At 75.8% G+C, this 14,382-nt stretch carries 12 protein-coding genes; 6 read left to right on the top strand and 6 right to left on the bottom strand.

Annotated features, from left to right (window positions below):
* Nucleotides 1-85 precede the first annotated feature (85 nt).
* From ACL02U_RS16445 to ACL02U_RS16435, 3 genes are all read right to left on the bottom strand, one after another.
* The gene (locus ACL02U_RS16445) at nt 86-1,585 is read right to left on the bottom strand and encodes a cellulose binding domain-containing protein (protein WP_412791579.1); all 1,500 of its coding nucleotides are present in this window, start codon (nt 1,583-1,585) and stop codon (nt 86-88) included.
* Nucleotides 1,586-1,792: 207 nt separating this feature from the next.
* Entirely contained in the window at nt 1,793-3,172 is a 1,380-nt protein-coding gene (locus tag ACL02U_RS16440; RefSeq protein ID WP_412791578.1) for a sensor histidine kinase, read from the bottom strand.
* On the bottom strand, nt 3,169-3,876 hold the full coding sequence (locus tag ACL02U_RS16435) for a response regulator transcription factor (protein ID WP_412791577.1): 708 nt from the start codon (nt 3,874-3,876) through the stop codon (nt 3,169-3,171). The genes ACL02U_RS16440 and ACL02U_RS16435 overlap by 4 nt, the downstream gene beginning before the upstream one ends.
* Nucleotides 3,877-4,074: 198 nt before the next feature.
* Between ACL02U_RS16435 and ACL02U_RS16430 the strand changes: the two genes are divergently transcribed.
* Nucleotides 4,075-4,611, top strand: coding sequence for a hypothetical protein (locus tag ACL02U_RS16430; protein WP_412791576.1), 537 nt, complete (start codon nt 4,075-4,077; stop codon nt 4,609-4,611).
* 145 nt (nt 4,612-4,756) lie between these two features.
* On the opposite strand, the gene ACL02U_RS16425 is transcribed toward ACL02U_RS16430, so the two are convergent.
* A complete protein-coding gene (locus tag ACL02U_RS16425) occupies nt 4,757-5,626 on the bottom strand; it encodes a spermidine synthase (protein ID WP_412791575.1) in 870 nt (289 codons plus the stop codon).
* Nucleotides 5,627-5,859: 233 nt separating this feature from the next.
* On the bottom strand, nt 5,860-6,273 hold the full coding sequence (locus ACL02U_RS16420; protein ID WP_412791574.1) for a hypothetical protein: 414 nt from the start codon (nt 6,271-6,273) through the stop codon (nt 5,860-5,862).
* Between the two features lie 309 nt (nt 6,274-6,582).
* On the opposite strand from ACL02U_RS16420, the gene ACL02U_RS16415 reads away from it, so the two are divergent.
* The gene (locus ACL02U_RS16415; protein WP_412791573.1) at nt 6,583-8,133 is read left to right on the top strand and encodes a hypothetical protein; all 1,551 of its coding nucleotides are present in this window, start codon (nt 6,583-6,585) and stop codon (nt 8,131-8,133) included.
* A gap of 231 nt (nt 8,134-8,364) precedes the next feature.
* Here the strand turns inward: ACL02U_RS16415 and ACL02U_RS16410 are convergent, their stop codons facing one another.
* Complete coding sequence (locus tag ACL02U_RS16410) at nt 8,365-8,961, bottom strand: histidine phosphatase family protein (RefSeq protein WP_412791572.1); 597 nt, start codon at nt 8,959-8,961, stop codon at nt 8,365-8,367.
* Between the two features lie 200 nt (nt 8,962-9,161).
* Here ACL02U_RS16410 and ACL02U_RS16405 point away from each other — a divergent pair, with 200 nt between their 5' ends.
* From ACL02U_RS16405 to ACL02U_RS16390, 4 genes are read left to right on the top strand one after another with little or no spacing between them, the layout of a single operon-like run.
* Complete coding sequence (locus ACL02U_RS16405; protein ID WP_412791571.1) at nt 9,162-10,151, top strand: phosphatase PAP2 family protein; 990 nt, start codon at nt 9,162-9,164, stop codon at nt 10,149-10,151.
* Nucleotides 10,102-11,253 carry a hypothetical protein gene (locus ACL02U_RS16400; protein WP_412791570.1) on the top strand — a complete coding sequence of 384 codons (1,152 nt, stop codon included), beginning with the start codon at nt 10,102-10,104 and terminating at the stop codon, nt 11,251-11,253. The genes ACL02U_RS16405 and ACL02U_RS16400 overlap by 50 nt, the downstream gene beginning before the upstream one ends.
* Nucleotides 11,244-12,836, top strand: a complete 1,593-nt coding sequence (locus ACL02U_RS16395; protein ID WP_412791569.1) for a hypothetical protein — start codon at nt 11,244-11,246, stop codon at nt 12,834-12,836. Before ACL02U_RS16400 ends, ACL02U_RS16395 begins: the two co-directional genes overlap by 10 nt.
* Nucleotides 12,833-14,176 carry an AAA domain-containing protein gene (locus tag ACL02U_RS16390; RefSeq protein WP_412791568.1) on the top strand — a complete coding sequence of 448 codons (1,344 nt, stop codon included), beginning with the start codon at nt 12,833-12,835 and terminating at the stop codon, nt 14,174-14,176. The genes ACL02U_RS16395 and ACL02U_RS16390 overlap by 4 nt, the downstream gene beginning before the upstream one ends.
* The last annotated feature ends 206 nt before the right edge of the window (nt 14,177-14,382 follow it).

Below are 14,382 nucleotides of genomic sequence, written 5' to 3'. Positions count from 1 at the left end.
TGCGGGGGGCTGCGGGGGTGCTGGTGTGCGGGACGGCCGCGGCGGTTGCGGGCTGTCGCTCGCAGGTCGCCGGTCGCCGGTCGCGTCAGTCGATGGCGCCGAAGGCCTTGGAGAAGGCGAACGGCTGCTGGGTGATCGAGCTGCACGTGGGGTCGGCGGAGGACTTGGCGCCGCCCGCGCACTGCTTGTCCCGGGTCGCGGACCACATGGACAGCCAGCCGAGGCCCTTGGAGCGGGCGAAGTCCACCAGCTGGGTGGCGTCGTCGACCCGGAAGACCTCGGAGGAGACGTCGTTGACGCCGATCATCGGCGTGACCGCGACCTTCTTCCAGGCGGCGCCGTCGCTCAGCCCCAGCACGCTCTTGATCTGGGCCTGGGTGGCGGTGGCGGCCTGGATGGCGTAGGTGCCCATGTCACCGCTGTAGGAGGCGCCGTAGTCCATGGCCATGATGTTGACGGCGCCGATCCGGACGCCGTTCCGCTCGGCGTTGGCCAGCAGGTCCACGCCGGCCTGGGTGAGGCCCTCCGGCATCACCGGCAGGGTGAAGGAGACGTTCAGGTCCGGGTGCTGCCGCTGGAGTGCGGCGACGGCCTGCGCACGGCGGGTGTTGGCGGCCGTGTTCGGCAGCGCGGCGCCCTCGATGTCGAAGTCGACCCTGGTGAGCTTGTAGGCGTCCACGACCTTGCCGTAGGCCGCCGCCACCGCGTCCGCGGAGGAGCAGGTGGTGGCGAGTTCGGAACCGAACGCGCCGCCGAAGGAGACCCGCACGTCGCCGCCCTCGGCACGCAGCGCGCCGATCTGGGAGGCCACGCGGTCGCTGGAGAGGTCGCTGACCCCGCCCCACTTGGGGGTGCAGCCGCCGCCGTCGGTGACGAAGGCCAGGTTGTAGTTCTTCACGCCGGTCTGGTCCGCGCTGGCCAGCAGGTCGAAGGCCGGGTAGAGGGACGTGTCGACGTACGGGGCGAAGCCGGCCGCGCCGGTGGTGCCGGTGCCGGTTCCACCGCTCTGCGAGGGGGACGGCGAGGCGGTCGGGGTGGCCGAGCCGGTCGGAGTGGCGGAGCCGGTCGGGGTGGACGCGGTCGGGGTCGGCGTGGCGGACGAGGTGGGGGCCGGCGTCGGGGACTGGGTCGGGCGGCCGCTCGGCTCGGGCGTGGCGCCGCCGTCGGTGGAGCAGTCGGCGCCGTCGATGCGGCAGGACGAGGGGTCACCGGTCCCGTTGACGACGAAACCGACGGTGACCGACTCGCCGGGGGCGAGTCCGTCGGTGTCCCAGCCGGGAGGCGTCACGGTGACGTGTCCGCCGCTCACGCTGGACGTGCCGTTCCACAGGGAGCTGAGGGTGGAGCCGGACGGCAGGTCGAACTCCAGCTTCCAGTCCTGCTCCGGACCGCCGCTGTTGTTGGTCACGACGTACTGGGCGGTGTAGCCGGTCGACCAGTCGCTGGTCCTGGTGTACGCGGCGTCGATGCCGGCGGCCTGCGCGGTGCCGGTGAGCAGGACGGCGCCGCCGCCCACGACGGCTGCGGCCACCAGTCCGCCGATCGCCTTGCTCCTGCCGCTGACCTTGCGCCGGTGCGTGCTCATCGCGTGCCTGCCTTCGCTGTTCACGGGGACCCCCGAAGCGCCCGGCCGGGGTCCGCGGGGGGTGGGGTGAGGCAGCACGCTAGCGATCCGGAACCCGGCAAACCGCCCGATACGGACCGGGGTCGGGGTTCTTAGGGCGCGCTTAAGGAAGGGATCGGAGCCGGTTAAAGGTCGAGACCAGTGGGCGAGGTCCGCGGCTGCACACGGTCACGTCACCACCGCGCGCCGGCGCCGCCGCACCGCCCCCCGGTGGCCCCTGCGGCCGGAGGCCCGCTCGCGCCCGTCGAGCTGGATCCAGATCCGCACCTCGGTACCGCCCAGCACCGACCTGCCGAGGCGTACGTCCCCGCCGGTCGCCTCGGCCAGCCGCCTCACGATGTCCAGACCGAGCCCCGTCGAACCGTCGCTGCCGGAACCCCGGCCCCGCGCCATCGCGGCCGCGGGGTCGGGTATGCCCGGCCCGGCGTCCGAGACCAGCACGATCACCGCGTCCTCACCGTTGTGCAGGTCGACGGCGAAGGCCGTGCCCTCGGCGGTGTGCCGGAACACGTTGCCGAGGAGGGCGTCCAGGGCGGCGGCCAGGTCGGCGCGGGCCACGGGGGCGCGCACCGGCCGGTCCACGCCTGCCAGCCGCCACTTGCGGCCCTCGTCCTCGGCCAGCGCCGACCAGAACTCCATCCGCTCCCGGACCACTTCGGCGGCGTCGCAGCCGGCCCCCGCACCGGCCGCCGCGGTCTGCGGCCGGGCGTCCCGCGCGGTGCGGATGATGGTGTCGACCTCCCGCTCCAACTGCTCGACCGCGGCCCTGGTCTGCTCGGCGGCGGGGCCGTCGCCGAGCGAGGCGGCGTTCAGCCGGAGCACGGTCAGCGGGGTGCGCAGCCGATGGGAGAGGTCCGCCGCCAGTTCGCGCTCGTTGGCCAGCAGTTGGACGACCTGGTCGGCCATCGCGTTGAACGCCGAGGCCGCCAGCCGCAGTTCGGTCGGGCCGTCCTCCGGAACCCGGGCGCCCAGCTTGCCCTCGCCCAGTTCCTCGGCCCCTTCGACCAGCCGCCGGGCGGGCCGCACCATCCGGACGCCCAGCCGGTCGGCGACCGCGACGGACCCGACGACGAGGGCGGCCCCGACCGCGGCGAGCACCGCCCAGGCCGTGCCCACGCCGTTGCTGACCTCGGCCTCGGGGACGTACACCTCGACGACGGCCGTCGAACCGGAACCGAGTGCGACCGGCTCCAGCAGGGCAAAGCCGCCCGGCACCTCGGCGGTGGAGGCGCGGCCCAGTCTCCGCACGGTCGCGACGTCCTCCTCGGCGGCGCGCCGCCGCCCGAGGTCGACGCCGGGCCGTCCGTCGCCCGCGGGCAGGTGCACGGCCATGCCGGCGTCCGCACCGGCCGAGGCGACGACCCGTTCGAGCTGGTCGCGGTCGGTGGTGATCGCGAGGGCCGGTACGACGGCCGCGGCCTGGCGCTCCGCCTTGGAGAAGGCGCGGTCGCGGGCCATCTCCTTGACGACGAGTCCGAGCGGGACGGCGAACGCGACCACCACCATGGTGGTGACCGCCAGGCAGACCTTGACCAGCGCCCATCTCATCGCGTCGGCTCGCCCTCCGCCGGCGGGTCGAGCTTCACGCCGACCCCGCGCAGGGTGTGCAGATAGCGGGGCCGGGCGGCGGTCTCCCCCAGCTTCCGCCGCAGCCACGACAGGTGGACGTCGATGGTCTGGTCGTCCCCGTAGGACTGCTGCCACACCTCGGCGAGCAGTTCCCGGCGCGGCACCACGACGCCCGGCCGGCGCGCCAGGAAGGCGAGCAGGTCGAACTCCCGCCGGGTCAGGTCGAGTCGTATGCCGTCCAGTTCGGCCTGGCGGCGCCGCGGGTCGACGGTCAGCCCGCCGACCCGCAGGACCGCGGGCGGCGCGGACCCGCCCGCGGCCGGCCGGGACCGGCGGAGGACGGCCGCCATGCGCGCCGAGAGGTGCTCCACGGAGAACGGCTTGGTGAGGTAGTCGTCCGCGCCGGCGTTCAGCAGCCTCACGATCTCCGCCTCGTCGTCCCGTGCGGTCGCGATGATCACCGGCACGTCGGTGATGCCGCGCAGCATCTTCAGCGCCTCGGAGCCGTCCAGATCGGGCAGTCCGAGGTCCAGGACGACGACGTCGAAACGGAAGTGGGCGACCTCGCGCAGCGCCTCGAGCGCCGTGCCGACGCTGCGCACGGTGTGCGAGGCGTCGGTCAGGTGGCGGATGAGCGCCGAGCGCACGAACTGGTCGTCCTCGACCACGAGCACACTTGCCATGCGCCGCACCGTACGCCATGCGCTCGGCCCGCAGCCCGCGCCTGTGGACAACTCCTGCGCTGTGGACGAGCCGTGCGGGCGACGGCGGGCGGGGGCCCGAGTGCCCGGGACCGGAAGCGGAACACGGGGGACCGACGCCGGAAGCGGAACACCGGGAAAGGTGCGCGGCACGGCGGGTGTGCGGCAGTATGGCCCGCGATGCGCAGAGGACTCCTGCACGTGCTCGCGTGGTCGCTCGCCACCGGCGCGGCGGCCACGCTGTCGTGGTGGGGCGTGCACACGGTGATGGCGGGAACGGCGTACGACCCGCCGCGGGCTCTGCCGATCACCGCGGCCGAGGCGGCCGCCCGGGTGTCCGCGCCGCCGACCGGGCCGACCGCGCCCGCCTCACCGTCCGCCACGGCCACCGGCCCTTCGCCGGAACCGCACCGGACCACGGCGCCGGCGGCGTCGCCCGCCGCTTCGGAGCCGCCGCCCACCGGCCCCGCTCCTTCGCCCTCGGCCGCTGCCTCGGGCCGGGTCAGGAGCTACGACACCGACGGCGGCCGCGCGGTCTTCGACCTCGGGTCGGTGAGCGCGTCCCTGGTGTCGGCCACCCCCGGGTCCGGCTGGTCCATGCAGGTGTGGAAGACGGAGTCCTGGATCCGGGTGGAGTTCAGTTCGGGCGCGGACCGGGTGTCGGTGTTCTGCACCTGGCACGACGGTCCGCCGCGGGTGGAGATCGGGAACTACTGAGCCGGACGGCCGCGGAGAACCGCGCCGCCCGCCTCGCGGCCCCGGCGCCACGACGGTGGCCGCAGGACCGGGACCGCCGCGGCGCCGGGGTCTCGGCGCCCGCGGTGGAGTCCCCTCGGGTCGCCGTTCCCGCGCCGGGCGGCACTCAGCGGAACAGGGAGGGCGGCGGGGCCGGGGAGTCGACGGCCGCCGCGTCCGTGACGGCCACTGCGCCACCGGTGAAGTCGGTGAGCGCCCTGCCGTGTTCGACCCGTCCGGGGTGCGGATCGGAGGCCGCCAGCCGGGTCAGTTCGGCGACCGGCAGCGGCAGGTCGGAGGCGAGGAGCACGGCGTTGCCGAAGCGCTTGCCGCGCAGCATCGACGGGTCCGCGACGAGGGCGAGGGCGGTGAACCGGGAGGCGGCGGTGGCGATCTGGCCGCGCAGGTGCGCCAGCGGGGGCCCGTCGGCGAGGTTGGCTGCGTAGAGCCCGCCCGGGCGCAGCGCCCTGCGCACCTCGTCGAGGAACTCGGCGGAGGTCAGGTGGGCCGGGGTGCGGGTGCCGCTGAACACGTCGGCGATGAGGAGGTCGGCCCAGCCGTCGGGCACCTTGGCCAGCCCCTCCCGGGCATCGGCGGACCGCACCCGGATGCGCGCCGCGGGTTCCAGGGGCAGTTCGCGGCGGACCAGTCGGACGAGAGCGGCGTCCCGCTCGACGACCTGCTGGGTGGAGCGGGGGCGGGTGGCGGCCGTGTAGCGGGCGAGGGTGAGGGCGCCGCCGCCGAGGTGCACGGCGCGGATCGGCCGGCCGGGCGGGGCTGCCAGGTCGACGACGTGGCCGAGGCGCCGCTGGTACTCGAAGGAGAGGTACGCCGGATCGTCCAGGTCGACGTGCGACTGCGGCGCCCCGTCGACGAGCAGGGTCCAGGCCCGCGCCCGGTCCGGGTCGGGTATCAGCTCGGCGAGCCCGCCGTCGACGTTCTCCACGACGGGCGCGGCGGCGGCCGACCGGCGCCGGGGTTTCCTGGACTTTCCCATCCGGCCATTATCGGGTCGGGCGCCCCGTTCGGCGCTCGCGACGTGCACGGCCGCCCCGGCACGAGCCCGGCCGGCACGAGCCCGGCCGCCCGGCCCGGCGGCCGCTTGCCGGTTCCGCCCGGCAGTCGGGCCCGGCCGCCGGTCACGGGCCGGGCGGCGGTTGCCCGGCCCGGCGGCCGTCGCCGGGCCGATGGCGCGATCGACGCCGGGCCGATGGCGCGATCGTCGCCGGCTCAGCGGCAGTTGTCGGCCACCTCGATCAGCCGGGCCGCCTCGTCCAGTGCCGCCCGCAGCTCCGCCGGGTCGGTCGCCGGGTCCGCCTCGCCCGGCGCGACCAGCCAGTCGGAGCCCTCGACCGGCGGCTCGGGGGTCGCCCGCCGTCCGCGTCCGTCGGTCCGGGTGCAGGTACTGCCCGGTACGTCCCAGCCGGCCGCGGTGCCGGGCGGGACCAGGAAGCCGAGGGTGTCGCGGTCGTCGTCGTGCAGGACCGGGCCGACCGCCTCGCCGGCCCCCCGGCGCAGGATGTCCACGGCTTCCAGGCCCTGCCGCGTCGGTACGGTCACGAGCTCGCACTCCCTCGGCGGCTCGCCGCGGTCCTGGCCCGGCGAGTGCCTCGGCAGCACCGGCACCGGACGAGGGTGGGACATACGGCTGATCTCCATCCCGGCCTCCACCACGGAATCCCCTGAACACCTGACAACACCTGTCGCGACTGTGCGCTCCGAAGGGTTCAACGCACGGCGGTGTCAACGGCTACGGCGGAAGTCCGCCGCAAAGGATGGCAGTTCATGGCAGATCGTGGATGAGATATCCGGTTTGTAGCCAAACACTGCGTGGCGGAACGACCACAGAAGGTACGTTCATGCCGCCGGAACCCGGGGTGCTCTCGCCGGTCCACAGGTCGTTTCGACCCCGTATCCGGCCTGGTTCGACGGTTCGCACGAGAGGACCCGGCCATGGCGTCGTCAACGGTGGCCTCATCACACCCTCATCAGCCGCCCCGCCCCAATCTGGCCTTCCGGCGGCTACGGGGCCGGCGCTCCCCCGCCGAGTTCGCCGCACTGGTGCGGCGGGCGGCCCGAGAGATCGGCGAGCGGGTGAGCTGCGACGCGCGCTACATCGGCCGGGTGGAGGCAGGCGAGATCCGCTGCCCGAACTACGCCTACGAGCGGGTGTTCCTGCACATGTTCCCGGGACGCACGCTCACGGACCTCGGCTTCGCGCCGCGTTCCTCGGTCCGCGGCCGCCGGGCCCGCCCCGGTGAGACGGAGCCGGGGTCCGGACCGTATGCACTGCCGGGTCCGCGCGACCCCGGGGAGCCGGGCACTCCGCCGGCACCGCAGGGCCCGCCGCGCGACCCGCGGCATCCGCACGGCCAGGACCGGCCGCCCTACGGGCACCACCCGCACCACCCGCACTACCTGCCCTACCAGCACCACCCGCACCATCCGCACGGCCTGTACGACAGGGACGACAACGACGAGGAGAGCGACGTGCTGCGTCGCGCATTCATGACCGGCTCGGGCGCCACGGTGGCCGCCGCCTCGCTGGGCCCGCTCGGGCCCGCCGTCGGCGCCGAGGCCGCGGCCCGGCCCGCACGCCGCGCCGGGGCGAGCGAGGTGAGCGCCCTGGAGGAAGCCGTCCGCAGGATCCGCCTGCTCGACGACCGGCACGGCGCGGACGGCCTGTACCGTCGCGCGGCGGCGCCCCTGCGCGCCGCGTACGCGCTGCTGGACGCAGGCGCCACCCGTCAGGCGACCGCCGACCGGCTGCACTCCGGCGCCGGCGAACTGGCCATCTCCGTGGGCTGGCTGGCCCACGACTCGGGCCGCTTCGACGACGCGCGCTCGCACTACGCCGAGGCGCTCGCGACCGCGCGGATGACCGGTGACGCCGCGCTGGAGGCGCACGCCTTCTGCAACACGGCGTTCCTCGCCCGCGACGCGGGGCGCCCGCGTGAGGCGCTGCGGGCCGCGCAGGCCGCGCAGCGCGTCGCGCGCCCCCTGGGCTCGGCCCGGCTGATGTCCCTGCTCGCGATGCGCGAGGCGGGCGGCTGGGCCGCGCTCGCCGACCGCGCGGGCTGCGAGCAGGCGCTGACCCGCGCGCAGGCCCTCTTCGGCCGGGGCGCCTCGGACCGCGACCCCGAGTGGATGAGCTTCTACGGCGAGGCCGAGTTGGAGGTGCTCCAGGCGCAGTGCTGGTCCACGCTGGGCGACTGGCGGCGGGCGGCGCTGCACGCGCGGCGGGCGGCGCAGCCGCAGGACCCGCACTTCACCCGGAACACCGCGCTGTACACGGCGGAGCTCGCGGACGACCTGGCGCGCGGGGGGCGGCCCGACGAGGCCGCCGCGGCGGGTATGCGGGTACTGGACCTGCTGGGCGACGTTCAGTCCTCGCGGATCCAGGGCATGCTCGCGGGCACGGCCCGGGTGCTGCTGCCGCACCGGCGGGCGTCCGGGGTGTCGGCCTTCCTGGAACGGCACGCCTCGTCGCCGCGCACGGCCTGAGCCGCGGCTCCCGGCCGCCAACCGCGGCCCTTCCGCCCCCCGCCTCAACGGTCGCCGCGCCTGGCCCCCGCCTCGGCCCTCGCCGCGCCTCGCCCCGCGCAGCACCGGGACGGCCACCCGCGCGACGGGCCACCACCGCCGGTCACACCGCCGGTCACACCGCCGCCACCGGGCCGCCTGGCGCCACCGTCCCGACGCGGCGCTCCGCCCCGCCGGCGCCCGTCCCGGCCGCTAGGGAGTCAGGTGCCCCAGGTCGTTCCAGGTCTCCAGGGCCGGCTCGCCGTAGGCCCAGCCGAGCACCGACAGGGACGTCGGGTTGAGGCGTATCCGGGCCGCGAAGTCCAGCGGCATGCCGAGCCAGCGGGCGCCGATCGAGCGCAGGATGTGGCCGTGGGCGAAGACCAGCACGTCCCGGTCGGCGGAGCGGGCCCAGGACACCACCTCGTCGGCCCGGGCGGCCACCTCGGCGAGGGACTCCCCGTCCGGGACGCCGTCGCGCCAGATGAGCCAGCCGGGGCGCCGTTCCTGGATCTCGGCGGGCGTCAGGCCCTCGTACCCGCCGTAGTCCCACTCCAGCAGCGCGTCCCAGGTCGCCGCGCGGTCCGCGAACCCGGCGAGCGAACAGGTCTCCCGCGCGCGGACCAGAGGGCTGGTGCGGACCTCGGCGTCCATCAGCCCCTCGAACGGTGCGCGGTGCAGTCGCTCGCCGAGCAGCTTGGCGCCGCGCCGCCCCTCCTCCAGGAGGGGTACGTCGGTCCTGCCGGTGTGCTTGCCGGACAGCGACCACTGGGTCTGTCCGTGCCGGGCCAGCAGGATGCGCGGTGCCATGTGCGACCTTCCGGGTGACAGGGAGGAGAACGACGGGGGAACCGTTCCATCATCGCGCACGCTGGTCAGGGGCAACCCGGGGGGCGGCGCTCGCGTCTCACAGGGCCGGGGGCGCCCTCGGGAACAGCCCGGGGACGCCGTAAGGTGGCAGGTCCGCGCGACCGGCGCCGCAGCGACAACGAAGGGGGAGGGCGGATCGGATGCCACCGACCGAGACACCGGGCATCGAGGAAGCCCCGCGGGCCCGGCTGCGCTGGTGGGCCGAACTGCCGCTGATCCTGCTGGTGTACGGCTGCTACTCGGCCGGGCGGCTGCTGGTGCGCGGCGACGTGTCCGAGGCGGTCGGCCACGGCCTGGCGATCCTGCGGATCGAGCAGTTCCTGCACATCGACGCCGAGCATCCGCTGAACCGCCTGTTCACCCGGGCCGCCTGGCTCGGGGTGCCGGCCGACTTCTGGTACGCCTCGCTGCACTACCTGGTCACCCCGCTCATCCTGGTGTGGCTGTTCAGGTCGCGCGCCTGGGACTACCGCCGGGCCCGGACCTGGCTGATGACCTCGACCTTCATCGGGCTGATCGGCTTCACGCTGCTGCCCACCTGCCCGCCGCGGCTGCTGGCCGGCGCGCACGGCTTCGTGGACTCGATGGCCCAGTACAGCTCCTACGGCTGGTGGGGCGGCTCCGCGAGCGCACCGCGCGGCATGGGCGGTATGACCAACCAGTACGCGGCCATGCCGAGCCTGCACGTCGGCTGGGCACTGTGGTGCGGGGTCATGATGTGGCGGCACGGCGGCACCCGCGCGGCGAAGGTCGCCGGCGTCGTCTACCCGCTGACCACCGCGCTGGTGGTGATGGGCACCGCCAACCACTACCTGCTGGACGCGGTCGCGGGCGTCGCCGTGATGGGCGTCGGCCTGCTGCTGGCGCCGTGGGTGATGCGCGCCCTGGACCGCGGGCGCGGGTGGCTGGGAGCGTGGGTGCCGTTGCTGCGGCCGGGCACCGGGACGGTCGGCGCGCCAGGGGCCGCGGCCGTCTCCCGGGACGGCGGGGACCCGAATGTCAGTGTCGGATGCCAGACTTCCCCGGGTGAGCGATTCCCACGGCAGCGCGATGCACGGCCCGGCACCGGAGCGGAGCCCGGTGCCAGCCCCGCGGAGGCGGGAGACGGCGCTCCGGCACCGGCTCGCTGAGCTGCGCGGACCCGACGTACCGGCCAAGGCCCTGGACGCGCGCGCCCTCGCGGCGCTCGCCGCGAACCCCGGATGCGACAGACGCGCCGTCCTCGACGGCGCCGGGGTGGACAAGGCCGCGCTGGCGGGCGCGCTGGGCACGCCCTCGGCGTTCGGGCAGTCCCAGTTCGCGCTCACCCGGGGCAACGCCTTCGAGGCGCGGGTGAAGGCGGACGGCGGTGCGGAGCTGCTGAGGCTGGTCCGCGAACGGCTGGATCCCCGGGCCGAACCGCCGGAGCGGGCACGGGTTCCCGATCTGTCCGCGTCGGGTCCCGAGGGCCGCACGGCGCGCACCGCGCTCGCGCTGCGCGAGGCCGTGGCGGCGGGCGGCTGGACGCTGCTGGACCACCCGATGCTCGCGCTGGACGTGGCAGGGGCCCCCGCGTTCCTGGAGCCGGACGCGGTGGTCGTGCACCCGGACGGCGGCTGGACGGTCGTGGAGATCAAGTCGTTCCCGATGCTGGACGGCTCGGCGGACCCGGCGAAGGTGGGAGCGGCCGCCCGGCAGGCCGCCGTCTACGTGCTGGCGCTGGAGCAGGTGGCCGCCCGCCTCGACCCGCCGCCGCGGGTGCGCCACCGGGTGCTCCTGGTGTGCCCCAGGGACTTCTCCAACCTGCCCACCGCCTCCGCCGTCGACGTGCGCAAGCAGCGCGCGGTCACCAGGCGGCAACTGGCCCGCCTCGCCCGCCTGGAGGACATCGCCGAGGCGCTGCCCGAGGGGACCTGCTTCTCCCCCGAACAGCCCGCGCAGCGGCTCACGGCCGCCGTCGAGTCGGTCCCGGCGGCGTACGCGCCGGAGTGCCTGGCCACCTGCGAGCTGGCCTTCCACTGCCGGGACCGGGCCCGCGCGGACGGCGCGGTGACCTCGCTGGGCCGTTCGGTCCGCGCCGAGCTGGGCGGTCTGACCCGGGTCGGTGACGTCCTGGCGGCGGCTCGCGGGGAGGCCGGGGACCCCGCGGACCCGGCGGTGGCCGCGCTGCGCCGGGCGGCGGCCCTGCGGGCGGAGGCCCTGAGCGGTGCCGTTCCGGCGGCCGCGGCGACCGGGGAGGCGGTATGTCCCTGATCACCGGCCTGGCCCGGCTGGAGGCGGTCGCCGCCGGGCGCGCCCTGCCCCTGACCACGGTCCGCCACCGCCACCTGTCCGACCGTCCGCTGGTGCTGGTGCCGCTGACCACGGCGGGCGAGGCGGGCGCGCCGCTCGGCGCGCTGGTCGGCACCGAGCGGGACGCGCCGCGGTTGCTCGTCGTACCGCAGCCGCGTGACCGCGAGCGCAGGTTCGCGTTCCTGTCCGAGCTGGCCGACGCGGTGCTGCCGTACGTCGACGCGCACGCCGGGGCCGTGGAGCCCGCCGAGCGGACCGAGACCGATCCGGAGACCGGCAGACGGGTCAGGGTGGAGGTCGAGCTGTGCGCGGACGCACCGCAGTTGATCGTGCCGAGCAGCGCGGGCGTAGACCTGGTCCGGCTGCTCGGCCGGTCGATGCGGTTCCGGCGGACGGCGGAGCAGGACCCGGAGGCCCTGCATCCGGCACCGCCGCGGGTGCCGCTGCTGGGGCGGTGGCTCACCCACTTCGGCGAGCGGGCCCGGGTACCCGGTTCCTCGCTGCTGCTTCCCCTGACCGAGGTGCTGGCGCGGCACTGGGCGACCGGCCAGTCCGGGCTGGAGGACCAGCACCTGGGCGCACTGCTGGCGTGGATCGACCCCCCGGACGGCGTCCCGGGGGCGCAGGCGGCGCTGCGCGCCGAACTCGCCCGGGACGACGCGGGGCAGCTGCTGTGCCCGCCCGCCGGCCCGGCCACCGATCCCGCCTTCGACAACCGGCTGCTCGCGCCGGCCGTCGAGCGCTACGACCGGGCGCGTACCGCTCTCGCCGCCGCCGAGGACGGACCGGAGGCGGACGCCCGGCTGGGCGCCCTCGCCGACGCGGAGCAGGAGATCCGGGAACTGGTGCGCAGCCGCACCCAGCCCACCTGGGAGAAGGTCTGGCAGGGCCTGGACCTGCTGCGGGCGCTGCCCGAGGGCGGGCATGTGGCCCAGCGGTGGACGCGCGACCGCTGGTCGTTCACCGGCCACCGCGACCGGGTGCTGGCGGGCGAGCCCCCGCAGCCGCGCCACGACGACGCCGTCACCGCGGCGAGCAAGCTCGCCGCCCGCGAGCGCGAACAGGCCCGGCTGGAGGCCCAGGAGGCGCTGGACGATCCCCTGGTGATGGCCGGGCGGCGGCTGGCCGGCGAGGCGTTCGCGGGAGAGGTCACCGACGTGGTCATGGCCTACAGCGAGAGCCGGCGGCCCAGCCCGCGGCCGCTGGTCACGGTCCGCACCGACGACCGGCCCCGTCTCGGCGGGCGGGCCAGGGTCTACCGGTCCCTGGACGGGAAGCCGCAGGCGGCCGAGTACGCGGGGCAGGAGGAGGACGGCGCTCTGGTGGTGCTGCGCATCGTCGACCGGATGGGCCGCGGCAAGGAGCCGGCGGAGGGCTCGGTGCCGGTGAAGGGCGACCGGGTCTGCTTCACGCTGTTCGAGCACGAGCAGCGCGGCGGCGCGAAGCTGCCGGAGCCGGAGGACACGCCGTGGACGCACGGCGGGCCGCCCGGGGAGCGGCCGCCGGAGCCGGCCGACGCGGTGACCGGGGAGGACGTGCTGTGACGGCGGCCGAGACGGACTTCGATCCGGGGGCCGCGGCCACCCGGGCCACGGACGCGATCCTGGCGGACACCCTGCACAGCCCGCACCGCGGCGTCGTCGTCGACTCACCGCCGGGCGCCGGGAAGTCCACCCTGGTGGTGCGGGCGGCGCTGGAACTGGCCAGCGCCGGCCGCCCGCTGATGGTGGTGGCGCAGACCAACGCGCAGGTCGACGATCTGGTGCTGCGGCTCGCGGAGAAGGACCCGGAACTACCGGTGGGGCGCCTGCACAGCAGCGACGCCGACCCGTACGACCGGGCGCTGGACGGCCTGCCGCAGGTGCGGACCTCGGCGAAGGCGGCCGATCTGGCGGGGCTGCCGGTGGTGGTGTCCACCGCGGCGAAGTGGGCGCACGTCAGGGTGGACGAGCCCTGGCGGCACGCGATCGTCGACGAGGCGTACCAGATGCGGTCGGACGGTCTGCTCTCCGTGGCCGGACTGTTCGAACGGGCGCTGTTCGTGGGCGACCCGGGCCAGCTCGACCCGTTCGCGATCGTGGGCAGCGAGCAGTGGGCGGGCCTGGCGTACGATCCGTCGGCGTCCGCGGTGACGACCCTGCTCGCGCACAATCCCGGACTTCCCCAGCACCGGCTGCCGGTGTCGTGGCGGCTGCCGGCGTCGGCGGCTCCGCTGGTGTCGGACGCCTTCTACCCGTACACGCCCTTCCGCAGCGGTACCGGGCACGGCGACCGCCGGCTCTCCTTCGCCGTCCCCTCGGACGGCTCCGGTCCGGACCGGGTGATCGACGAGGCGGCCGTCTCGGGCTGGGGTCTGCTGGAGCTGCCGGCGCGGCACACCCCGCGCACCGACCCGGAGGCGGTGCGGGCGGTGGCGGCGGTCGTGCGCAGACTGCTGGACAGGGGCGGTGCGTCGGTGTCGGAGCGCTCGGCGGAGCCGGCCCCGCTGACCGCCGACCGGATCGCCGTGGGCACCGCCCACCGAGACCAGGCGGCGGCGGTGCGGGCGGCGCTCGCCGAGCTGGGCGCGGGCGGGGTCGCCGTCGACACGGCGAACCGGCTCCAGGGCCGGGAGTTCGAGGTGACGGTGGTCCTGCACCCGCTGTCCGGCCGCCCGGACGCCACCGCGTTCCATCTGGAGACCGGGCGGCTGTGCGTCCTGGCCTCCCGGCACCGCCACGCCTGCATCGTCGTGTGCCGTGCGGGCGTGGGCGAACTGCTCGACGACTACCCGTCGACCGAGCCGGTGCAGCTCGGTACGGTCATGAAGTTCCCGGACGGGTGGGAGGCGAACCACGCGGTGCTGGCGCGGCTCGGGGAACATCGCGTCGTCTGGAGGCCTTGATATTCCGGGGGCGCACGGTGCGGCCGAGGCCCCCTTGCGCCGACGCGGGAGAATGGAAGGCGGTCCGCCCTCCGCCGGGCGGCCGACCGGGGCCCTGACGGGCCCGAGCGGGCGGCCGGACGGCCCGGACCCCGGTGGCCCGCACACCGCCGGCGCCCGGTTCCCCGACTCCCGACCACGACCCCGACGCACCCGACCGTTTCAAG

The sequence above is a fragment of the Streptomyces sp. MS06 genome, from assembly GCF_047200655.1.
Classification (GTDB): domain Bacteria; phylum Actinomycetota; class Actinomycetes; order Streptomycetales; family Streptomycetaceae; genus Streptomyces.
The sequence above is the reverse complement of the archived record's forward strand: the minus strand, read 5'-3'. Positions and strand labels throughout refer to the sequence as shown.